The sequence below is a fragment of the Vreelandella neptunia genome (assembly GCF_022489065.1).
GTDB classification, from domain to species: Bacteria; Pseudomonadota; Gammaproteobacteria; order Pseudomonadales; family Halomonadaceae; genus Vreelandella; species Vreelandella neptunia_A.
This window is the reverse complement of the sequence record NZ_JAKVTW010000014.1, coordinates 40,753-63,278: the sequence shown is the minus strand read 5'-3', so window position 1 is coordinate 63,278 and position 22,526 is coordinate 40,753. Positions and strand designations below refer to the sequence as shown.

General features: G+C 54.0%; 20 protein-coding genes. 4 read left to right on the top strand and 16 right to left on the bottom strand.

The window, feature by feature from the left end:
• Positions 1-255: 255 nt before the first annotated feature.
• Complete coding sequence (locus MLE19_RS16500; protein WP_240719229.1) at positions 256-1,212, top strand: calcium/sodium antiporter; 957 nt, start codon at positions 256-258, stop codon at positions 1,210-1,212.
• Positions 1,213-1,217: 5 nt separating this feature from the next.
• On the opposite strand, the gene MLE19_RS16495 is transcribed toward MLE19_RS16500, so the two are convergent.
• A complete protein-coding gene (locus tag MLE19_RS16495) occupies positions 1,218-3,032 on the bottom strand; it encodes a sensor domain-containing diguanylate cyclase (protein WP_240719228.1) in 1,815 nt (604 codons plus the stop codon).
• A 158-nt stretch (positions 3,033-3,190) separates the two neighbouring features.
• Here MLE19_RS16495 and MLE19_RS16490 point away from each other — a divergent pair, with 158 nt between their 5' ends.
• Complete coding sequence (locus tag MLE19_RS16490) at positions 3,191-3,748, top strand: hypothetical protein (RefSeq protein ID WP_240719227.1); 558 nt, start codon at positions 3,191-3,193, stop codon at positions 3,746-3,748.
• A gap of 24 nt (positions 3,749-3,772) precedes the next feature.
• On the opposite strand, the gene MLE19_RS16485 is transcribed toward MLE19_RS16490, so the two are convergent.
• On the bottom strand, positions 3,773-5,572 hold the full coding sequence (locus MLE19_RS16485) for a TRAP transporter permease (RefSeq protein WP_240719226.1): 1,800 nt from the start codon (positions 5,570-5,572) through the stop codon (positions 3,773-3,775).
• 91 nt (positions 5,573-5,663) lie between these two features.
• Positions 5,664-6,641, bottom strand: coding sequence for a TAXI family TRAP transporter solute-binding subunit (locus MLE19_RS16480; protein ID WP_240719225.1), 978 nt, complete (start codon positions 6,639-6,641; stop codon positions 5,664-5,666).
• A gap of 481 nt (positions 6,642-7,122) precedes the next feature.
• Here MLE19_RS16480 and nhaD point away from each other — a divergent pair, with 481 nt between their 5' ends.
• On the top strand, positions 7,123-8,601 hold the full coding sequence (nhaD, locus tag MLE19_RS16475) for a sodium:proton antiporter NhaD (RefSeq protein WP_240719224.1): 1,479 nt from the start codon (positions 7,123-7,125) through the stop codon (positions 8,599-8,601).
• A 69-nt stretch (positions 8,602-8,670) separates the two neighbouring features.
• On the opposite strand, the gene MLE19_RS16470 is transcribed toward nhaD, so the two are convergent.
• The 5 genes from MLE19_RS16470 to MLE19_RS16450 all read right to left on the bottom strand — a co-directional run bounded on the left by MLE19_RS16470 (position 8,671) and on the right by MLE19_RS16450 (position 12,948).
• Positions 8,671-10,728, bottom strand: coding sequence for a putative bifunctional diguanylate cyclase/phosphodiesterase (locus MLE19_RS16470; RefSeq protein ID WP_240719223.1), 2,058 nt, complete (start codon positions 10,726-10,728; stop codon positions 8,671-8,673).
• A gap of 28 nt (positions 10,729-10,756) precedes the next feature.
• On the bottom strand, positions 10,757-11,428 hold the full coding sequence (locus MLE19_RS16465; RefSeq protein WP_240719222.1) for a glutathione S-transferase: 672 nt from the start codon (positions 11,426-11,428) through the stop codon (positions 10,757-10,759).
• A gap of 176 nt (positions 11,429-11,604) precedes the next feature.
• Positions 11,605-12,177, bottom strand: coding sequence for an antibiotic biosynthesis monooxygenase (locus MLE19_RS16460; RefSeq protein WP_240719221.1), 573 nt, complete (start codon positions 12,175-12,177; stop codon positions 11,605-11,607).
• 128 nt (positions 12,178-12,305) lie between these two features.
• Positions 12,306-12,713, bottom strand: a complete 408-nt coding sequence (locus MLE19_RS16455) for a hypothetical protein (protein ID WP_240719220.1) — start codon at positions 12,711-12,713, stop codon at positions 12,306-12,308.
• Between the two features lie 7 nt (positions 12,714-12,720).
• Positions 12,721-12,948, bottom strand: a complete 228-nt coding sequence (locus tag MLE19_RS16450; protein WP_240719219.1) for a DUF2835 family protein — start codon at positions 12,946-12,948, stop codon at positions 12,721-12,723.
• A 143-nt stretch (positions 12,949-13,091) separates the two neighbouring features.
• On the opposite strand from MLE19_RS16450, the gene MLE19_RS16445 reads away from it, so the two are divergent.
• Entirely contained in the window at positions 13,092-13,727 is a 636-nt protein-coding gene (locus MLE19_RS16445; RefSeq protein WP_240719218.1) for a putative metalloprotease CJM1_0395 family protein, read from the top strand.
• Positions 13,728-13,739: 12 nt separating this feature from the next.
• Here MLE19_RS16445 and MLE19_RS16440 read toward each other — a convergent pair whose 3' ends face one another.
• The 8 genes from MLE19_RS16440 to MLE19_RS16405 form a co-directional block, all read right to left on the bottom strand.
• Positions 13,740-15,542 carry a putative bifunctional diguanylate cyclase/phosphodiesterase gene (locus MLE19_RS16440; RefSeq protein WP_425356815.1) on the bottom strand — a complete coding sequence of 601 codons (1,803 nt, stop codon included), beginning with the start codon at positions 15,540-15,542 and terminating at the stop codon, positions 13,740-13,742.
• Positions 15,543-15,674: 132 nt separating this feature from the next.
• A complete protein-coding gene (locus MLE19_RS16435; RefSeq protein ID WP_240719217.1) occupies positions 15,675-16,193 on the bottom strand; it encodes a C40 family peptidase in 519 nt (172 codons plus the stop codon).
• Between the two features lie 64 nt (positions 16,194-16,257).
• A complete protein-coding gene (locus MLE19_RS16430) occupies positions 16,258-16,887 on the bottom strand; it encodes a histidine phosphatase family protein (protein WP_240719216.1) in 630 nt (209 codons plus the stop codon).
• 35 nt (positions 16,888-16,922) lie between these two features.
• Entirely contained in the window at positions 16,923-17,738 is an 816-nt protein-coding gene (gene phnE / locus MLE19_RS16425; RefSeq protein WP_240719215.1) for a phosphonate ABC transporter, permease protein PhnE, read from the bottom strand.
• A gap of 16 nt (positions 17,739-17,754) precedes the next feature.
• Positions 17,755-18,606, bottom strand: a complete 852-nt coding sequence (gene phnE / locus MLE19_RS16420; RefSeq protein ID WP_240719214.1) for a phosphonate ABC transporter, permease protein PhnE — start codon at positions 18,604-18,606, stop codon at positions 17,755-17,757.
• Complete coding sequence (gene phnC / locus MLE19_RS16415) at positions 18,603-19,448, bottom strand: phosphonate ABC transporter ATP-binding protein (RefSeq protein ID WP_240719213.1); 846 nt, start codon at positions 19,446-19,448, stop codon at positions 18,603-18,605. Before phnC ends, phnE (MLE19_RS16420) begins: the two co-directional genes overlap by 4 nt.
• 78 nt (positions 19,449-19,526) lie before the next feature.
• Complete coding sequence (phnD, locus tag MLE19_RS16410; RefSeq protein WP_240719212.1) at positions 19,527-20,504, bottom strand: phosphate/phosphite/phosphonate ABC transporter substrate-binding protein; 978 nt, start codon at positions 20,502-20,504, stop codon at positions 19,527-19,529.
• Positions 20,505-20,622: 118 nt separating this feature from the next.
• Positions 20,623-22,371 (bottom strand): bifunctional diguanylate cyclase/phosphodiesterase, encoded by a 1,749-nt coding sequence (locus tag MLE19_RS16405; protein ID WP_240719211.1) that lies wholly within the window; start codon positions 22,369-22,371, stop codon positions 20,623-20,625.
• Positions 22,372-22,526: the final 155 nt, after the last annotated feature.

Below are 22,526 nucleotides of genomic sequence, written 5' to 3'. Positions count from 1 at the left end.
TGGAACCATGCTTGCTTGCTAACTTACTAACTGCGGACATCCTGCCACGTAGGCAGCAGCAGGTCAAAGTCTTTGTGTATTTTAATTTATCGGCTGGCCTCTTATTACTGCTGTAAAACCGCGCAACTTGCAAAGAATCGCAGTAATCTTGCCAGTGAGCTGGGCACTAATAATTCGACCGCCTAGCGCGCTTCACCCACCAGGATTACCCCGCATCAATCGCGGCCTGGCGGGTACTCTGGAAGAGGTTATAACATGCTATATGGACTGAGTTTGTTGGCGGGTATCGTACTACTCACCCTTGGAGGGGAGTCGCTTATTCGTGGCGCTGTCGCTGGTGCACGAAGAGTGGGTGTTTCGCCGCTGCTAACCGGGCTGGTGGTCGTTGGCTTCGGTACATCGGCACCCGAGTTGGTCGTTTCAATAGATGCCGCCATTAATCAACAGCCAGACATTGCTATTGGCAATATAGTGGGCAGTAATATCGGTAATATCTTATTGATTCTGGGCATGTGTGCCGTTATTTGCCCTATGGTGGTTCAGCCCTTAGCGCTACGGCGGGATGGATTGGTAGTGGTGCTTGCCAGCCTGCTGTTTATTGGCCTCTCCTTCGGCGGGGCGCTTGGTCGTGTTGATGCAGGCATCTTTATAGCGGCTCTCGTGGGCTATCTTATTTGGGCCTACTTAAGCGAAAGCCGTCAGCCTATTCCTGCGGCAGAAATGCACGCTTCAGAAGCTGAGGAGATGACCAAACTCCCCACCACCGGCTGGATGATCGCCATCGCGCTGGTGATTGGCTTGGGCATGCTGATTGGCGGGTCACAGCTACTCTTGTATGGCGCCATTGGGCTAGCCCAGGCGATGGGCATTTCCGAAGCGGTCATTGGCCTGACCATTGTCGCGGTGGGCACATCACTGCCTGAAATGGCCGTCTCAGTGATTGCGGCGCTGCGGCGTCATGCCGATGTCGCGGTAGGCAATATACTGGGTAGCAACATCTTTAACCTGCTAGGCATCCTGGGTATCTCCGCCTTTCTACAGCCGCTGCCTCTTGCGCCCCGAGTGGCCATGTTTGACCAGTGGGTGATGCTGGGAGCCGCTGGCGTACTGGTGCTGTTTTTGTATACCGGCATGCGTTTGTCCCGCTGGGAAGGTGCCGCATTACTGGCAGGTTATGCCGCGTATATAGTGTTGAGCTTCAGCGTTTTCTAAACGACCTACAACATAGCAATGGCCACTTGATTACGCCCTGCGTGCTTTGCCTTGTAGAGTGCGTCATCGGCTAGATCCAGCAGTGCCTGTGCATCGTCGCCATGATCAGGATAGGCGGCGATGCCCAGGGAGCTTGTGACCGTGAGCGCGGTGTCATCGCCAAGATCAACCGTTAACCTTTCAATAGCGCAACGTAGCTGTTCAGCTCGCTGAGCAGCGACCTCTAATGTGGCGCCGGGCATGATCAAAGTAAACTCTTCACCCCCAAAGCGACAGACTAAGTCTTCTCCGCGCAGTGCATTCCTCAATAGCTCGCTAACGACCACCAATACTTTATCCCCCGCAGAGTGCCCGTAGTCATCGTTTATGCGTTTGAAATGATCCAGGTCGAGCATGATGACAGATAGCGTGCTGCTTTCCCGTTTGGCACGCGTCAATTCGCGCTGAATACTCTCTTCAAGATAGCGGCGGTTATAAAGCCCTGTTAACGGATCGCGCACTGACTGCTGCTGCAAGCGTTCGCGTAGTTGGATATTGGCCAAGCTTAGCGATACCTGCTCTGCAACCGCTTGTGTCAGCTGTTTACAGCTTTCCCACTCTGTATGACGATTATCGGGAAGCGATGTATGCAATACGCCAAGCGTATTCCCATGTGCCGTCAGCGGCGTGCAGTAGTGATTGCCTGCTTGGGGTTTAATATGACCACACACTACGCCCGAGCCAACCTGGGAGCTGACTTCATAAGGTTTACCACGGCGCAACGACCAACAGTCAACCTCGGCTACCGCTATCTCGACCTGGCCCGCCTGCTCGCCCCACGCGACTCTAATAGTGTAGCGCTCGCCCTCTTCATCACGTAAAAGCAGCGCCCCCGAGGCATTAGTAAATACGCTGGGAAGCACTGAGCGCAGAACCTGAATAGCTTCATCACGAAGATGGCAAGACTGCAGCATTTCGACCAGATGGTTCATCGCCAGCATCTCTTTGGTACGACTCGCGACCATGTCATCAACGTGCTTGGCAAGCGATTGACGTGCCTCTTTTTCGGCGCCCACCATTGTCTCTAAACGTTCTGCCATTAGATTGAAGGCCCGGGCCATTGCTGCCAACTCGTCGCTCCCCAGTTCGGGAGCACGCGTGCGCCAATCGCCTTCTGTCATCCGCTTTGCGGCTTGAGTAATGCCATTTACCGTTAGCGATGTACGGTTCGCTAATAGCAGCCACAGCACCAACGCGGCAAGTAAGGCACTACCAAACCCCGCAATGGCAATTAAATTGGCACGGTGACCGAGAGCAATGCTCGCTTGCTGCTCTTCTTGCAAGCGCAGGTTGGCCGCTTCGGTAAATTCATCCATCAGCAGGCGAAAACTATCCACCAGCTGTTTACCGCGCTCAAAGTTATCCATATCGGGCGTGGCTAGCCCCGCTCTACGGCGCTCAATAGATACCGTTGCAGCTTCTGCTTGCCAGCGCTCAAACAGTTGACGCGCTTCCGACAAACGCTCACGTTGAGCGGGCTGATCCTCAATCATGCTCAATACACGGTCGTGCAACAGCACAAAGGAAGAGCGAGACTGTTCGTATGGCAATAAAAACTCTTCACTGCCGGTAATAACATACCCGCGCTGACCGGTTTCAGCGTCCACAAAGCGCAATTTAAGATTGTTTGCGGCGGCAATCATTGCCTGCTCCCGCAAAATTTGTGTCGAGGCGTTCAGACTACTTTGCAGCGCTACATAAAGTGCCACTCCGCTCCCCAGCGTCATACATAGAGGGATAGCTGCACCTAGCAGCATGTTGACCACAAAACTGCGGCCCATTAGCGCACTCCTCTAGTGTTGGCATTCCATAGCGATCGAATTAACTAAGCTGAGCGTATCACCAGCAACATTTTGCGGCTTGGAAAAGTTTGACGCATTATCAACGTCAGTAACGTTTTTAACGTTCCGCCCCCTCATCCATCCATCGGGAGCCACCAGTGCTGATCGCTACCTTAGGACCCAGTGGTAATAACCATGAATTGATTGCTGAACGCTATCTCAAAGTGCGCGGCTCAGGCGAAGGCAGCGTGACGCTCTTCACCCGGTTTGAAAACGCCTTCCATGCACTGCTCGATGGCCACGTGAGCCATGTGCTGCAGTGTACGGCTCACTTTGCGCATAGCGCTTGCGTTGGCCGCTATATGCACCGCGCCTACCCTGTGGATACGTTTATTGCCGGCAGCAAGCCGCTGGCGTTAATCGCACAGCGTAAAATTACCCAGCCCAAGCAGGTGGCACTGCAGCCAGCAACACGGTATTACACTGATTTATCTAGCTATACGGAGATTATTGATGCCCCCACCACCGTCGCGGTGGCTGAGGGTCTACTTGAGGGACGCTTTGAGGCAGGCATATGCGCTGAAGAGATACTGAAACAGGCGCCCGAGCAGCTGCGTTTGGTGCAGTCACTGGGCCCTGCGCTGGACACCTGGGTGATGTTTGCCACTACCCCGCTGCCCGCTTCGTCACCATTAAGGCTAGACGCCGAGCATTAAACGATGCCGTTTAAACCCGCGAGGCTAAACCATGAAAATCAGTATTATTCCCGCGGCGATTAGCCCACCGCGCTGCCATACGGCTTTACGCGCAATAACCCCGTACGAGATCGCCGACAATCCAATCGCCACCTTTAGCGCATCCAGCAAGGCGCCTGAAGGATTGAAAGCCAATCGGATCATCTCTGGGTTGGCCACCATGGCTAAGGGAATAATATAAAGACCGATACCTAACGCCATGGCCTTGAGCGCGACTTTTAGCCAATTCTCCCCCACCATTCCAGCGGCAATAAACACACCGCCACACACCGGCGGTGTGATAGTCGACAGCAGCGCGTACCAAAAGACGAATAGATGCGCCAAGAGCGGCTCTAAGCCCAACGAGGTTAGCGCAGGTCCGGCAACAGAAACACAGATCACATAGGCCGCCGTGGTCGGCACTTCCATGCCTAGAATCAAACAGGCGAGCGCCGTTAGCAGCAGCGCTGGCCACAGCATGTCATTGGAGAGCGAAAGAATAGCGGAGGTAATCTTAACCCCCAACCCCGTCAACGACAGTACGCCAACCACCAACGAGGCACACAGAATAATGGCACCAATGACCGCAATCTGACGCCCTGCTGTCATCGCAGCAGCGGCTAAACGCTGAGCAAAACCCGGTAGCGAAAAGCGCAGTGTGACATCAAAAAACAGCAGCGCCATGCCTGCAAAAATGGCGATGCTAGCGGCGTACTGGGGCGTAAAGCCACCGTTGAAAATACGCTCTAACAGCAGCACGAAAGGAATGGCGAAAAATAGCGAGGTAATCAACACCTCTTTTGCGCTGGGCCGTTCGCTTTCAGCCACGGGCTGTAAATCATGCCGAGTTGCATAGGCGTTAATGCCTACCCATACGGTTAAAAAATAGAGCACGGCCGGCAGCATCGCGGCGGCCATAATTTGCGTGTAGGGCGTTCCTGTCAGTTCCACCATGACAAACGCACCCGCGCCCATTAACGGCGGCATGATTTGCCCACCGGAAGAAGCCACCGCCTCAACCGCTCCCGCTAGCGAGCGGGGGTAACGCAGACGCACCATCGACGGAATGGTAATGGCCCCCGTCGATGCCACGTTGGCCGAGGCTGAGCCAGAAATAGAGCCCATTAACGCTGAAGAGATGACGGCCACCTTGGCCGCCCCGCCCGTCAGTCGACCGGCCACGGCACTAGCCAAGTTCATAAACCCCTGGCCCGCCTCACCGGCATTCAGCACTGCGCCAAAAATCACAAAAATGGCCACCACGCTAACGCTTACCCCCGTTAGCGAGCCCCACAGGCCGCCTTCGGCAATCGTCAACGTTCCCACCATACTGGGCAACGGCAGCCCGGGGTGGCCAAAAGCGCCAGGAATGTATTGGCCAAAGGCGCCATATATCAACGCTAGCAGGGCCACCAGCGGCAGTGGCCAGCCAATCGCCCGGCGTGCCGCTTCAAGTGCCAGGGCAATGAGGAACAGCCCAATCGCCATCTGTAGGTGGGTATCGATAAAGCCGTACTGGTTGGCTAGCGCTGCCTCGTTCACCGCAATATAGCCACATGCTGCAACACCCAACGCCGTCAGCACCCATCCGCTGATACGCTGCGCTGGCGTGTTGGCCATGTAGATCAGCACCCATGGCAGCAATAGCGCCATGTGCAGCGGTCGGCTAACAAGCGCCGGTGTTAAGCCGTAAAAAATCAAGCCAAGGTGAAACACCACACTGACCGCGCCTAGCGCCACCCAGCCCGGCGCTATTGAGCCTTCATCCGAAGAGGCCGTCGCTTGCGACGAGGAAAAAACACGCATGCCAAATTGCCTATTTTCGATACTGCATCAATACAGCACTGCCACAGCGCAAGCGCCGGGGCAGTGGCAAGAGTGAAGCGAAAAAGATGAATTAGCGCAGTGTGTCAGGCACCTCGATACCCGCTTCTTCGTAGTAGCGCAGCGCCCCAGGATGGAGCGTTCCCGTCATGTTTTCCAACATCTCGGGAGTAATGCTGCTCCACCAAGCAGCCTCTGCTGCCATGGCATCGCGACGCTCCCAGAACGTTTTGGTCAGCATGTAGGCGGTGTCATCGTCCATATACGTGGTGGTGTAGGCAATTACCGGCAGCGAGGTGGTTTCGACATCTTTATCAACGCCGGGGTAGGTGCCGCCAGGTATGGTTTGCCGTGGCGCGCCGGTTTGCTCTATTTGCTCATCGGTCAGGCTGACCAAAGAGATCGGCATGCTCGCGGCAGTCTCAATCACATTGGGCGAAGGGAAAGAGCTGGCCGTCACAAAGCCATCGATCTGACCGTTTTTCAGTGCATCAGGGCCGCTACCAATGGCGGCATCGGCAATGCGAACACTCTCTTCCAAGCCAAACAGCTCCAGATAACGCGCTGCTTCGCGGGCGCCAAAGGTACCGCGGCCAATCAATAAGTGCTTATCTTCCAGCGCAGAAATATCGGTCACGCCTTCATCCCCCGCCAACACAAAGTGCATGGTGATAGAGGGAATGGGGAACAAGCCACGAATCTCTTGAAAACGAGGATTCTGACGCTCAGCAAAGGCGCCTTCGCCAGCCATGGCCTGATCGACTAGCGCAGGTGGTGTGGTAAACACGTAGTTCCCTTGGCGAGCCATGACTTCCATCACGTTCTGTACCGAGCCCTGACTCTCTTCAAGGGTCAGAATAATCGCGTCATCGGTGCCCTGGCGTATGGCTTCTGAAAGCTCGACGCCCATTTGATAATAGGCGGTGCCTGCAGAAGCCGATTTATAGGTCACCCGCGTTTCAGCGTGGGCGGAGAAAGCGGTCGTTGCCAGCGCTAGCGTGGCAGCCGACACGCCAAGCGTGCGGCGAAGGGAGCGAAATGAACTGCGCATATTAATTTTCCTTAGCGTATTCGGCGGCCGTTTTTTAACGGGCCTCGTTTTTATGTTTTCAAGCGGTGAGAGTGGCGGGCGTCAACATATCATGGCTGTGCCTAAACGGGCAGTCTCGCTACGGGCTGTCTGTCCTGCCACACGCTGTCCTGCCGTGCTGCTTAGGCTGCCCCCCCACCAGGGTTTGGGGTACTGACGATAAAATCGTCCATTAGTAAAAGATATTATAAAAAAATGGATATTAATTAATAATACTATTCGGCAATAGTATAATCGCCGCGTTTTAACCAGCACTTAGGCGAAACTAATGTTGTTAAAGTTACCATTACCTAAAAGATTAATTTCCTAAAAAAAGATGCTATTGCCCTAAGAAGAACTACTTTCGTTCGTTTTTATAAAGTATTGCGATGCAATATAGGCTGCTAAACTGGCGACGCTTTTACACCACTCCTGACAACTTAACCATGAGGAAAGACGTCACATGCCTACGTTGTGCCAACCCTCTTGCCAGCCACGATTATATCGTGGCTGGCTTTTTTTGTTAGCGGCCTTACTATTAGGCGTAAGTCCCAGCGCGTTTGCCGTCACCGGTGAATTAGATTTAACAACGTCTACCGTTGGTTTCTTTGCAGTGGCTATTTTCGTTCTGGCATACGCATTAGTGATGGCAGAAGAAAAGATCCATATGCGCAAGTCTAAACCGGTCTTAGTGGCAGCCGGTATCATCTGGAGCCTCATCGGCTGGGTGTATGTTCAAAACGGTATGTCGGAAGCCTCGGAGTATGCTTTCCGCGTGACGCTTTTGGAGTTCACCGAGCTGATGCTGTTCTTGCTGGTGGCCATGACCTACATCAACGCGATGGAGGAGCGCCGGGTCTTTGATGCTCTGCGCTCCTGGATGCTTCGCAAGGGCTTTAATTACCGAACCCTGTTCTGGCTCACCGGCGGTCTCGCCTTTGTTCTTTCACCCATTGCTGACAACCTCACCACTGCGCTACTGATGTGCGCAGTGGTGACTAAAGTGGCAGAGGGCGATCAGCGGTTTATTAACGTCGCTTGTATCAATATCGTCGTTGCCGCCAACGCAGGGGGGGCATTTAGCCCCTTTGGCGATATCACCACGCTGATGGTGTGGCAAGCAGGCATGGTTGAGTTTCAGGAGTTCTTTATCCTGTTCTTCCCGTCACTGGTCAACTTCCTGATTCCGGCGTCCATCATGAGCCTGTTCATTAAGGACGAGAAACCCGCTAGCGTTTATGAAGATGTCTGGATGAAACGTGGCGCCCGGCGCATTGTGGGGCTGTTTTTATTGACCATTGTTACCGCCGTGCTGTGCCATGTGGTGCTCCACCTGCCGCCTGTGCTGGGTATGATGACAGGCCTGGGCTATTTACAGTTCTTCGGCTACTACCTTCGCCGCAGCTTACCCCGGTCGCTGGAGCGTAAGCGCGAGCGCTATAGCCGCCGTGGCGACAATAAGAAGCTTGAGCAGTTGGGTAGCGTAGTGCCGTTTGATGTTTTCAACCGCGTGGCACGCGCTGAGTGGGATACGCTGCTGTTCTTCTATGGGGTAGTAATGTGCGTTGGCGGTCTGGGCTTTATGGGCTATTTGGGCCTGCTCTCAGAGGCACTTTATACCGGCTGGAATGCTACCGCAGCGAATATTACCCTCGGCGTTGTTTCCGCGGTAGTCGATAACATTCCCGTGATGTTTGCGGTACTCACCATGGAGCCCGATATGTCTCATGGTCAATGGCTACTCATTACCTTAACCGCGGGCGTGGGGGGCAGCTTGCTCTCGATCGGGTCAGCGGCGGGTGTCGCCGTCATGGGTCAGGCAAGAGGTTCCTATACGTTTATGGGCCACTTGCGCTGGTCACCGGTCATTTTGCTCGGTTATATCGCCAGTATCTTGGTCCACATGTGGCTCAACGCTGATAGCTTTGCGCTGTTTAGCTGAAGCAGGCATTTGGCGTTAATCGTGCTTAACCCATTTCCAGCGTGCTGGAAATGGGTTTTATATGGCCGCTTAATAACTCTCGAAAAGATACTCAATCGGCGTGGGGCGGCCAAACAAGTAACCTTGATAGCGATAACAACCGTGCCCTCTTAGCCAGTCGAGCTGCTCTTTTTTCTCCACGCCTTCCGCCACCACGGTTAAGCCCAGGCTTACCGCTAACAGAATCGTGGTATCCACGATCGCTGCGTCTGTCTTGTCAGTGAGCAGTTCGTGAATAAACGACTGATCTATTTTTAACTCATCTAGCGGTAAGCGTTTCAAATAACTCAACGATGAGTAGCCGGTACCAAAGTCATCAAGTGCAAAGCGAATCCCCTTGGCGCGAAGTTTGAGCATCGTGTTACGTACGCGAATCGGCTCGTGCATCAATAGGCTCTCAGTCACTTCCAGTACCAGGCGGCCCGGTGGTGCCTGGGTTTCTGCTAACAGCGCCTCTACATCACGCACGAAGTCAGGCTGTTGAAACTGAACTGAGCTCACGTTAACGGAAATACTCAAAGGGGCATATGCGGTTTGATGCGACCACTTTTCCAACTGCTCACAGGCGGATCGAAGCACCCAATAACCGATAGGGACGATTAAGCGATTCTCCTCCGCCAGGGGAATAAATGTCGCGGGGGAGACCCAGCCACGCTGGGGATGATACCAACGCAACAGTGCTTCAACCCCAATGGTCACCCCCTGGTGGTCAACCTGCACTTGGTAGTGCAGCGCCAACTCATTACGCTCTAGCGCTTGATGGAGATCAGCTTCCAAGCTAGCCCTTTCCAGCACGCTGGTCTGCATATCAGCATTAAAAAAGCACAGCGTATTGCCGCCTGCACTTTTGGCTTGCTGCAAGGCCATGTCTGCCTGTTGCAGCACGCTATCCATACTCTGCTCGCACCCGGTAAACAGTGAAATGCCAATACTGGCGCTGATGGGTAACGAGTGACTGTTGCGTAATTGAGCGATCGTTTCCAGCAATTGGCGCGCGACACGCTCAGCTTTCGATGCGGCGTCTGTCTGCTGTTCACCTAAATTATTGATCAGCACCACAAACTCATCGCTGCTAAAGCGCGCCAACGTGGCCTCTGACTCTAGCCGTTGGCGTAACTGTTCAGCGACATTAATCAACAGCTGATCGCCACTCTCATGACCCTGAATGTCATTCACCAGGCGAAAGTTATCCAGGTCGATCACCAGCAAGGCGCTATAGGAGGCGGCCCACTCATCATGATTGATCGCGGCCGTTAAAGAGTCCATCAGTAAACGACGGTTAGGCAGTCCTGTCAGCGAGTCATAGAAGGCTAAATAGTGAGTGCGCGACTGCATTTCGAGATAATCAGTGAGCTCTGTCGAGATACCGCACAGTGAAGGCGTCGCACCCGGTGACATCGAAAGCGGCATTTTAATCGATAAGAACGTTCTTACCCGGCTTTCACCTTGCAAGACATTGCTCTCTTCGACAGTCACTTTTTTGCCCGATGCTAATACATTACGGTCAATTTGATCGAGCTCAGCAGCGCTACCTGCGTCAAAAAAATCAGCATCGCGTTTGCCGATAATTTTTTCGGCAGGCAAGCCAAATAGATCGCTAATACGGCGGTTAACGTACTGGTACTCTAAGGTAGGCGACTTAATATAAATAAAGGCATCGACGCTATCCAATATCGTTGCCAGCATCTCTTTATTGGTTTGCAGCAAGGCACGGTTGTGCTTCATGCGGCGCTTCAGTAAGACATTCCCCGCCAGCGCCAAAAACAGAAAAATGGCTAATAAGATAATGCCCCAACGCCCCACGTAGTCATCAACGCGACGCAGAACATCAATGGGTAGCGTTGCCGAAGAGGCTATTAGGGCGGCATTGGAAATAGTGTCTGTAGTGCCGAAAACACTCGGGTATTGCCGCTCCTCACTGAGCGCTGCTCGCTCAGTGAGGTAAGTAGTGGCTGTTAGCTGGGCGACATTCGCGAAGCTATACGGTGCGTGTAAACACGTACATAAAAGCAGCCCCATACTCGCTTTTAATCGACCAATGAGCCGTTGAGAAACGGCTTTGTTAAACAATTGGCGGCGACTGTTCACTGCTTCCCGAAGAACGCATGGCGGCTGTTCACTGGCCAGGAATGGTAAGCGGACCTGCCCGCTCTACCACTCGTTGCCAGGCTGCATCTTGTTCAATACGCGACACAAAAGCAGCAATAGCCGGGTATTTTTCCAACGACTGAACGGCAGCCACAGCTTGGAGCGGAAAGCTCATCTGAATATCCGCACCACTAGGCCATGGCCCGGCAAAATTACCGTTTTCTGATAAGTGCTGGTTAATGAAAGTGAGGTGTTGTTTCAGCTGTGGCGCTAGAAAACGCTTACTCACCGTATCGCTAATACCCTTTGCCAGTGGTTTGATAAACCAGGGCGACTGCTTGGGAAGTTGTCCAAACACAAGCTGCATCACCAGCAGCGGCATTAACGAGCCTTCGGCATAATGAAGCCAATAGCGGTAATCGACCCAGTCATGCATCTCATCAGGGGAAGGCTGGCAACGACCCTGGCCATAACGCTGCAGAAGGTAGTCAATGATCGCCCCCGACTCGGCAACGGTAAAATCACCATCGGTAATCACCGGTGACTTACCCAGCGGGTGGATCTTCTTCAACGCAGCAGGCGCTTGCTGCGTTTTGCCATCACGCTGATAGACCACCAGCTCATAGTCCAGTTCAAGGGCTTCAAGTAGCCATAGAATACGATGCGAACGAGACTTTTCAAGATGGTGAACGTGGATCATAAACACTCCGGGGGGCTGAATTTTTCGCCAGCGTTGCACTGGCGACAGTTATCATTTTCTGCTGGTACATTCAGCTTAGTATCATAAAGACCATCATCATAGGATCATTAGACTAAGAGTAGTACCAACGCAGCGTTGAACCCCAGGGAAGTATCGAACTAGAGCTAGACAAATGGTTAGCGGTGGGCGTGACGCCAGCGTGACAGTAGATCAAGCGGCGACCATTTACCTTGTAGCCAAGGCGCTAATAAGCGCATAGAGAGGGGGATAAACACAAACACCATCACTGGCGTCAACATTAAAGTGCTCACGACCACCCGTGGGACCAACGCCCAATCGGCCAGTACGCCGCCAAATACAAATTGAAAAAGCAGCGAGATAGGAAAGAAAGCCAGCCACACGGCCACGGCTTGCTTCCAGCGCGGCGGGGCGCTGCTGCCGGTTTGAAACCACGCATCCAGCCCGGTGGCGCGGTGCTCATGGGGCGCTTCATACAAGCCCTTACCGCGCGCCAACCACGCATGGCGTGAGGCGGAGTGTTCCCAGGCGGCTAAGGTTTCGCTGCTGCTAAAGCGGAATATAATCTGATATTCATCGTCATCCTCAGGCGGCGCCAGAACGCCAGAACCAAGGTAACCAGCAAAATCAGCCGCCAGTTCGCGACCTTCATTTAGCCAACGATTAAAATCGAAGTAGCGACCGTGCTCAACGCGACGAGCCACCATCAATGTGACAGGTGAGGCAGACATGGTATATCTCCTAAAGTGTCCACAGCCAATGCCGGGTAAGCGGGCTGTTTGCTTTCAAGCGGGTAAGCCTGAAAGTTCAATGGGCACATTATACAAGCAATGTTGATGCCATGCTGTGACAGTTTGCGTTATATCAGTTTGCGTAGCGAAGTATCACGCCCAGGAACAGGATGGGGGCGTTCACCGCGCTGAAAAGCACAGACGTGTCGGTAGATCTCCACAGCGCTGTGTATTGCATCGGCCTCTTGGTGATCAGGCTTCACTACCGGCCCTTTATACTCACCTTCCGTGCGCAAAACGTCTTCCACCTCAGTCCGGTAGCGGCTAAGCAGGTGCTCCAAATTGATTCTGATACGGTGTACTTCCAACCCAAACGCCTGCCGTTGATCGGTGCGTTTCATAATGTCCAAAGGGTTTGTAGCCGCATCAATTAAGCTTTCTAACGTAGCAAAGACTAATTTTTCTGCACTGTTTAAATTGGGAATAACGGCGTAAATGAGTTCATGTAACGTGATCAATGTTTCATATCGGTGCATAGGGGGCTCAACGTCTGGTTAAAGCGACAATACTGATAAATCGACCCCCATCAGAAAAACTTAACCGATAGGTACCGCGCACGCCGTCACGGCTTACCACGCGGCGAATCGCCTCGGCAGGAAAGATGACCCAGCGACCATCCACACTGCGGGTGCGCACATTGGCAATGCGTCCCTCATAATGGGCTAGACACTCGTCATAGGTAAGATTGATGACCACATCAATGGTTGGCATAAGGTTAAGATAGCGAAGCGCTGTGATAATTAGATTCGGGATGAGTCGATTTTACGACGAAACGCAAAGCACTAACTTGCACTGTCGGCACCGCTCGCTAATACTTCATGGTATCCCAACTCGCGCTTCGTCGGTAATGACCTATGGCCATTTCTTCCCTCAGCTCCATTTCTCTCACTGCATGGGCAAATCCCGTGGTGAACGCTTCGTCACCACGTGTTGAGCCAGTTGCAAAAAGCCGTGTTCTTGAAGAAGACACAACGGCTTCCAGCGACACCCGCAACGCCAACGAACAAGAAGAAAGCAGCAGCGAAACAGCTGGCCCCAAGCGTGCCGACGGTACGCCCATGGCCCCGGAAGAAATTCAGCAGTTAGATCAGCTAAAGCAGACCGACCGTGAGGTCCGTCAGCACGAGATGGCCCACCAGGTCGCCGGAGGCGCTTACACAGGTGGCGCCAGCTACGAGTACGAGACTGGCCCCGATGGGAAGCGCTACGCCGTAGCTGGTGAGGTACCCATCGATTATGGCCCGGTGCCCAATGACCCCCAAGCCACTATTGAAAAGATGCAGACCGTTATCGCCGCGGCGATGGCGCCTGCCGACCCGTCTCCCAAGGATTATCAGGTGGCCGCCCAGGCTCGCCAATATTTACTCGAAGCCAAGCTAGAAGCAGCCATGCTGCGCAGTGAAATGGAGCAAGCCCGTGGCGCGGGCTCATCAGTAACGACGGAAACGCCCTCCTCCGATGAATCTGGCGCTGAAGAGCAGGCTGCCTAGCTATCTGACTAGCTATCTAATCAGCCCGAGTGAGCGCCACTCTTCACGCGCGGGCCAATTTGCCAACCAAGCAGGTAGGGCAACAGCAGGCATTGGCCGGGCAATGCCATAGCCCTGCGCTAGCTCGCACCCCAACGCCATTAGCGCTTTCGCATGCTCAAGGGTTTCCACGCCTTCCGCCAGCATGGGCCGCTTAAAGCGATTAGCCATATAAATGACGCTTTCCACAATCGCCATATCATTTTGATCGCTGAGCATATCGCGCACGAAACTCTGATCAATTTTAATCAAGTTGACCGGTAGCTGGCGCAGATGGGTTAACGACGAAAACCCGGTACCAAAGTCATCGATAGCAAAGCTTACACCCAGCGCCTGACAGCGCGACATATTCAGAAGCGCGGCCTGAACGTCATGCATCGCGGCACTCTCCAGCACTTCAAGCTTCAGCATTGATGGTGATACATCAGGATGAGCGGCCAATAATTCTGCTAATCGCTGGCTGAAATTACTCACTAATAAGTGCGTAGGGCTTATATTTACATTGATGGGCAGCGCGATGCCTTTGACCTGCCACTCAGCCAACTGACACAGCGCACGTTCAATGACCCACTCGCCTAAATCCACTTCTAAGGGCGTGGTATCGATGATGGGCAAAAACTGGCCAGGGGCGAGCAATCCCTCATCAGGGTGCTGCCAACGAATCAATGCCTCAACGCCGACCACTTTGCCGCTGCGCATATCGACCTGCGGCTGATAGTAAAGACACAGCTCATTGTGATTGAGCGCATCGATAAAACGCTGACGCTGCTCATGGCGCACCTGCAGCAATCGATCATGAGTAGGATCGAACAGGTGAAACGTATCGCGTCCTCGCTGCTTGGCGCGATACATCGCCTGGTTGGCGTGCCGCAGCAATACATCGCCTTGCACGTGATCATTGGGGTAGAGCGTTACCCCTAAGCTTGCCGTTAGGTAAATGCTCTGCCCATCCACCATCAGCGGCTGGCGAATGGAGGCTAACAACTTCTCAAAAAAATCATCATCTACGCCATGGTGGAGTAACAGCACGAACTCGTCGCCCCCCACCCGCGCCAGTACATCATCACCAAAGAGCAGATGGCTTATTCGCTGAGAAAACGCAGAAAGCAGCGCATCGCCCACCGGCGAACCCAGTCGATCATTAATATTTTTGAAGAAATCGATATCCAGCGAGCACACTGCCAATGGCAGTTGCTTTGCTTCTGCGTGCTGCATTGACTCCTGAATCAATTGCGTCAGCAATTGCAGGTTAGGCAGCCCGGTCAATGCATCAAAATAGACTTCCCGGTTCAGGTGACGGGCATGCGCGGGAATAGCCGAAAGGTCGGCGAGCACAATTACATGGTGATCGACCGCCCCGTGCTCATCGCGCACGCGATTAATCGACATCATGCCAGGATAAAACTGGCCGTCGTGGCTGCGATAACTCACCTGGCTTTTGCTGCGATCCCGCAGCTGTAGCTCTTCGCGCATCAGTCGCGTCGTACGGCTATCATCCAGCGGTAAAATACTAAACGCTTCAGGCGTTTTGCCTTGCACATCGCCCAGCGTAATCCCCGTTAACTCACAAAAGGCAGGGTTCACGTCCACCACCCGATTTTCCGCATCTGTAATAATGATCGCCTCGTTGGCGTAGCAAAATACAGACTCAGCGGGAGACGCTGTATTACTAACAAACACAGTCGGCATCGCTTTTGAGCGGGGTAGTAGGGGTGTTGGCTGGGAGGGGTGTTGAGACAAAGACTGTTCCTTCGATAAATTCAAGGATTCATACATACGTCTTTGCTCTCCTCGTCGTTGTTATCGATCCGTCGCTATCGTGCACACTACTTTATTCGGACATAGTACTTTATTCGGACATAGTACTTTATAAGGTCACAGTACATTATCGGCTGCAAACGGAATAAGTTAAGGGGCGGGGCTGGCTGCACCCAAAAAGCGCGCCTGCCAGTAGTCGATTTCTAACGGCACGCTGACCACGGCACGACCATTACCCGGCGCATGGATCATCTGGCCATCGCCCCGGTAAATGCCGACATGGGTGGCTTTGCGGCGGTCACCAAAGAACAGTAAATCGCCTGGGCGTGGCGCGTCCACTTGTGGCAACGCGCGAAACTGCTCATCGGCGGTGCGCGGCACGGGAATACCCGCCGCCCGATACGTCATTTCCACCAGACCAGAGCAGTCCAACCCTTCTGGCGTGTTACCGCCGAAGCGATAAGGGGTGCCTATCGCCTGCTGGGCATGGGAAAGAATCAACGCGCGCTCCATAGAGATGCCCGCGCGATTGGGTGGTGCCTCGATAGAGGTAAGGTCGCGGCTCGCACAGCCTGCCAGCACCAGCATTAATAGGAAGGGAAACAGCCGCCTACTGCTACTGGTTAAGGTGAACCCGCAAGGTAAAAACAACAGACGAGCCAAACACATGGGCAGCTGCTCCGATAAGCTAACGTACCTTCATGATGGCGCAAAGCTGCCTAGCCGCCAATGGTTAACGGCCAATCCACTCAACAAACGTCGTTTCACCAAGCAAGTGGCGTTCATGACGCACTCGGCTCAGTGCTGCATAGGGTAAATCCATCGCCAGTATCCGTGAAAGCGGCTGCCCAATCACTTGGCGCAGTAGCCCATTGCAAACAAACAGATGCGCCACCACCAGAACATGCTGACCGGGCGGATTGATTAACAGCTGTCGCCACACCTCAGCAAGACGTGCATCGAAAGCCTGTATTGTTTCACCGCCCGGCGGCGACACCGCTGCGGGGTCGTACCAAAACGCACTCATCCTTTCGGTGCCCTCTTCCGCAAACACCTGGGCGTGGGTTTTACCCTCCCACTGCCCCAAATGCAGCTCAGCAAGGTCATCCTCCACCTGTACAGGCAGATCAAACTCTTCGCCTAACCACAGCGCAAACTCACGGCAGCGCGTTAATGGTGAGGTAACAATCGCATCATAAGGCAGATGACCTTCAACCGTATGCCGCATGACGGCATCGGTCACCTGCTGCCAACCCGTCTCACTCAGCGGGTGGTCGGTAGAGCCGCGCAGCATTCGCCCGCCTACCGGCTCACCGTGGCGTAGCAAATCAATGGTGGTGCTCTCTGCATCAGGAAAACGCATACTCGACTCCTCACCTACGGGCGCCACTTTCGGCGTTAGATAATCGCATGGCGTACCCGCGCGGAGATCCACTCCGACACCAGCACGGTAGCGAAAATCATAATGAAAATAACGCTAACCTGATCCCAGGCAAGGCTATTGATCGAAGCGTTTAACTGCAAACCAATGCCGCCCGCCCCAACCAAACCCAAGACCGTCGATTCGCGGATATTAATATCCCAGCGGTAAACGCTAATACCAGCGAAGGCGGGCATGATTTGCGGCAGCACACCGTAATTCATTACCTGCATGCGACTCGCGCCGGTAGCGCTAATCGCCTCTACCGGCGTGGGGTGAATCTCCTCAATCGCCTCATAAAGCAGCTTGCCTACAAAGCCGATCGAGCGTAGGGCAATGGCAATAATGCCCGCCAGCACGCCAGGGCCAAGAATCGTCACCAGCAGCATCGCCCAAATCAGTGAGTTGATGGAGCGGGATGACACAATCACCATCAGCGCCGCACTGCGGATCAGTGGGTGTGGTGTGGTGTTGCGGGCGGCTAAAAATGCTACCGGAAACGCCATCACAATACCTAGCGCTGTGCCTAGCGTGGCAATATTCAACGTGTCCCACATGGGCTTCCAGAGCACATTGGCATAACCCCACTCAGGTGGGGTCATGCGGCTAATCAGATCCGCCCCCTGACGGCCAGCGTCTTCGACAAACACCCACATGGTGTTATCGGAAATCATCTTCCAGCAGAGTAGAAACAGACTGACACCCGCCAGCCAAGCGATGTACTGCAACCACTGAGCGCGGGTAGTGCGCCGTCGCCATACCGGCAGCCCCTGCGATGTAAATGAAACAGGCATTTAACGTCTCCACAAATTACTGAGTCCAGCGGCGGACATGGCTCGAGCTGTACTCGCACAGCAGCACGATGGCGATGATGATCAACAGAATCGCCGCGGAGGTGTCGTACTCATAGCGGCTTAACGAGGTGTTCAGCGTGGCGCCAATACCACCGGCACCGACAATGCCAATCACCGAGGACTCACGAAAGTTGATATCCAACCGGTACATGGAGAGCCCGATTAAACGAGGCATCACCTGGGGCTGAACGGCGTGGTTCATGGTCTGCCACCAGCTCGCGCCCGTGGCGCGCACTGCCTCTACCTGACGCCAATCCAAATCTTCAATATCTTCCGCCAGCAGTTTGGCCATAAAGCCAATCGTCGCAAATGCCAGGGTAATCATGCCCGCGAACGGGCCAAAGCCGAACATGACCACAAACAGAATCGCGATGATGATTTCCTGGAACGTACGCGAGACGGCAATAATCGCTCGGCACACAAAGTAGATTGGCAGAGGGGAAATATTACGCGCCGCGCCTAAGCCCACGGGTATCGCCAGCAGCACACCCAATACCGTAGAGGTGAGTGTCATGGTCAAACTTTCCAGCAAACCCGCGACGATATCGTCGTAGCGACTGATAAAATCGGGCTGCATAAAGGCGCCCAGAAAATTAACCGCGCGGCCTGCCCCTTCGGACACTCGCGCCCAGTTAACTTCTACTGAGGCAAGCGCCAAAAAGAGGTATATCACTGCACCAATGGCAAGCCCCCAGCGCAAGCGTGCACTTTCAATCAGCGGGAGTCGCCGCCACTCACCGCGCTGCGCTGCCTGCTGTCGAGCTTGTGCTTTCATTTGCGTAAGCGGCGCTTCAAGCTGCTCGCTCATTGTGCGCCCCCCGCCGCCACTGATTTCATGGTGTGCTGGTAAGGGGAGTTAACGGACGCGTCGTTGGTGGCGTCATCGTCCATCGGCTCCGGGGTGGTATCCCAATCCTCTTCACCATAAATGGTCGTGAGCATTTCGCTGGTGAGTTCGCTAGGCAGACCGTCAAAGACAATTTTACCCGCCCGCAAACCGACAATGCGGTCTGCAAACTGCTGAGCCAGCGCCACATCATGAATATTGATGATCGCCGCCAAATTGCGCTCAGCGCACAGTTCGCGAATCAAGCGCATAATTTGGCGCGAGGTTTTCGGGTCAAGGCTGGCAGTTGGCTCATCAACTAATAGTAGTTTGGGGCTCTGCAGCAGCGCTCGGGCGATACCGACACGCTGGCGCTGACCACCGGAAAGCGCATCGGCGCGCTTATCGATAGCGTGGGGAAGCCCAACTCGCTCGAGTAGCCGAAAGGCTTCGACCACCGCCTCTTGGGGGTAACGACGCAAAAAACTACGCCAAAAACCGACATAGCCGAGCTGACCTGATAGCACGTTCTCCATTACGGTGAGACGGTCTACCAGGGCATACTCCTGGAAAATCATGCCCATTGAGCGCCGTGCATGGCGCAGCTTATGACCTGAGAGCTTGGTCAGCTCGGTCTCTTCCAGCCGAATGCTGCCCTGGGTGGGTTCAACTAACCGGTTTACACAGCGGATAAGAGTACTTTTACCCGCACCGGACGGCCCAATCAGCGCCATCACCTGGCCTTTGGGCAGCGTGAGTTCAATATCCGTTAGCGCCCGATCCCCGGTGGGGTAGCGCTTGCCTACGCCGCTAAGTGTTAACATTTTTCCCACCTCGTATGTATAGCGAAACGGCCAGAAAGGTTAGCCCTCCTGGCCGAGCAGTACCGTCTACCTAAACGATCAGTCGCAGTCGTAAGTCACACCGTTGGCATCGGCAATGGTGCGAATAACTGACCAGTTTTCCTGGTAGGTAATCGGGATAAACTGCGCTTCACCGGAGTTGGCAAATTCTGCTTCCAGTGCGGAGCCTTCCCAGTCGTAGCTGAAGAAGGCGTCCTGTATTTTCTCGGCAAGCTCAGGATTCAGATTATTGGCCAAACCATAAGCCGTTGTCGGGAAGGTTTCTGAGGTATAGATAATGTCGTAATCACCCTCACTGACGACGCCGCGGGAAATCATTCGCTTGCCCACGGAGTTAGCGATCGCGGCCGCGTCGTAATCTTCGTTCACCACACCCAGGATGGAATTGTCGTGGGAGCCTGAGAAAGCGGTTTCAAAATCTTCGCCCGCTTCCATGCCGTACTCGGAGCGCAGCAGCGCAGAGGGCGCGCGGAAACCGGAATTAGAAGTCTCGGAGGTAAACGCAAGCTGGCGACCCTCCAGGTCTTCAACAGCTGCAATGCCGCTGCCTGGATAGGTGATGATCTCCATTTCATAGCCAAAGCTGCCATCTTCCGCCGCCATCATGGCAAACGGACGGAAACCACCGCAGTTAACCGCCACTGGTACGCCACCGGTATTGAAACCAGCCACGTGCAAGCGGCCTGCCCGCAGCGCTTCTTGCTGGGCGGCGTTGGACTGTACGGGGAAGAACTGCACCTCTTTGCCGGTAGCTTCGCTTAGGTGCGTTAAGAAGTCAGACCAAACATCAGCGTAAACCGCAGGATCTTCCACCGGCGTGTAGGCAAACACCAGCGTATCGGGGTCGGCCCACTGCGACTCATCGCTGGGTGCATCGGCAACCATATCGCCATCGTTATCGACATAACGCGATGAGAGATCCGCTGAAGCATTCACCGCGACAAAAGCAAAGGCACTGGCAACGGCGGCGCTGATTAAGGTACGTGGAAGAGCGCTGGAAAGAGAAGAAATCTGCATGGGTCACCTAAGGCGTTGTTAGAAGATAGCGACAATCCTGACCACTTCAGATGACAACGGCGGGGCATTTAGATGACCACTTGATGACGTTTTTAAGTAGGCATAATGACACTGCGCTCTAATGGGCAACGCAGCTATCGCGACGCTCCACAAACAGACTATTCCCCGGAATTTTTTTGGCTTGATGCTTCAATTCAGACAGCTCAGCGGCAATATCCAGCGCTTTGCAGAGGGAGGTGTCGTGGATGGGTTTGACCGCAATCGACACGCTAACAAAAGGAATAAACGCCACTTTATTTTGTCGGTTTTCGGTATGAATCCCACCCTGCAGTCGGTCCGCTTCCTCATAGAAGCCCGGCGCGACCACTTCGAAAGAGCGTAAGATTTGCCCACAGATGCTCTCCCAATGGCTGAGCGGTAGCAGCATCATAAAATCATCACCACCAATATGGCCGATAAACCCGCCTGCACTCTCCACTTGTGCTTGCAACAGACGCGATAGTGAAATAATCACATGGTCGCCCCGCGCGTAGCCATACGCATCGTTAAAGGCTTTAAAATTATCTAAGTCGACGTAAGCAGCGGCAAAGCCCTTTTCAGCGGCTAAATAAGCGGCCAGGGTTTCGTTAATCAAAATGTTACCCGGCAGACCGGTCAGCGGGTTGGCATGGCGCGCTTGGCGCACCTGAATGGCGGTAATCTCGCGAAGAAGGTCAACGATATTGCCCATCCCCAGGTAGTCACCGCTCGCATTAACGATGACGAAGTCTTCCTGCTCTATATCGTGGCTATCGGTCAACTGCTGGCTTAAAATCTCAAGCGGCGTATCCGCCTCGGCTACCAGCATGCGCGTATCAGCAACGTCCAGAACACATCGCTTGGCGTACAGAGCGTGACTGAAAGGGTTGGTAAACAGGGTCAGGAAAGCGTTGCGCCGCACCACTGCTACGGGCTTGTCGTTATCCACCACCGTGACACAGCGCAAGCTGGGCTGTTGGCGAAAACGCTCGGCAAGCAGTGGTACAGCGCAATCAGGCGTCACGGCCTCAATGGTACGAAAGATAGAGCGCGCGGTACGCCCAGCCGGGCTTTTTAATTGGGTGGTCGCCGGTAGCACCATATTAAGCTCTAAAGGCGGCTGCTGGCTGGGCCGAGCGAAGTAGAAGCCCTGCAGTAGCGCGAGCCCACGGTCCAGCTCCCAGAGGCAGAGATGCTCAGCGGCGGTTTCCACCCCTTCGGCGATGACTTGGCAATCCAGGCTACGGGCCACATCGAGAATCGAGCGGAGAAATTCTCGTTTTGCCGGATCCTGGTCGATACCGGAGATAAAGTGCCGGTCAAGCTTAACGAAATCGGGGCGCAGTTCTGACCAGTGGCGCAGGCTTGAGTGCCCGGCACCAAGATCATCCAGCGCCACCTGAAAGCCCATCGTGCGGTAGTGATCCACCGCTTGGCGCATTAACTCGTAATCATGAATGGGTACGTGTTCAGTGAGTTCAATCACCACCCGTTCAGGGGGCAGGCCACTGTCCCGGATAAAGCCAAGGGTTAAGCCTTCGCGAAAATCACGCTCGACGATGGTTAACGGCATTACGTTAAGAAACAGCAGGCCGGGCAGCTTAAGCTCTGCAAAACGGTGAATCGCTAACCGTCGGCAGAGGATATCTAACTCCACCAATTTTCCTGCCTGGGTGGCTACCTCAAATAGTCGTAACGGAGAGTGCAGCGGCGACGTTTTAGGCCCTCGAATCAGTGCTTCGTAGCCATAAACTGCCTGTTCACTGGCATCCACAATGGGCTGAAAAAGAACATGCAATTCTTCATTTGCAATGATCTTTTTCAGCCACTGCGCTTCTTGTGCGGTCATTTGCCTGCGGCCCTGTTCTGCCACCCCGATCAATAGCGGTGGTACCTATGGAATGCACCATCCATGGAGGTTGTTGCTAGGGGGCAAGCGTGCGTCATTTTCGTGACGTTATCATGACAATCAGCTGATGAGTCAGGCAGTTAGCGCCCTGACGT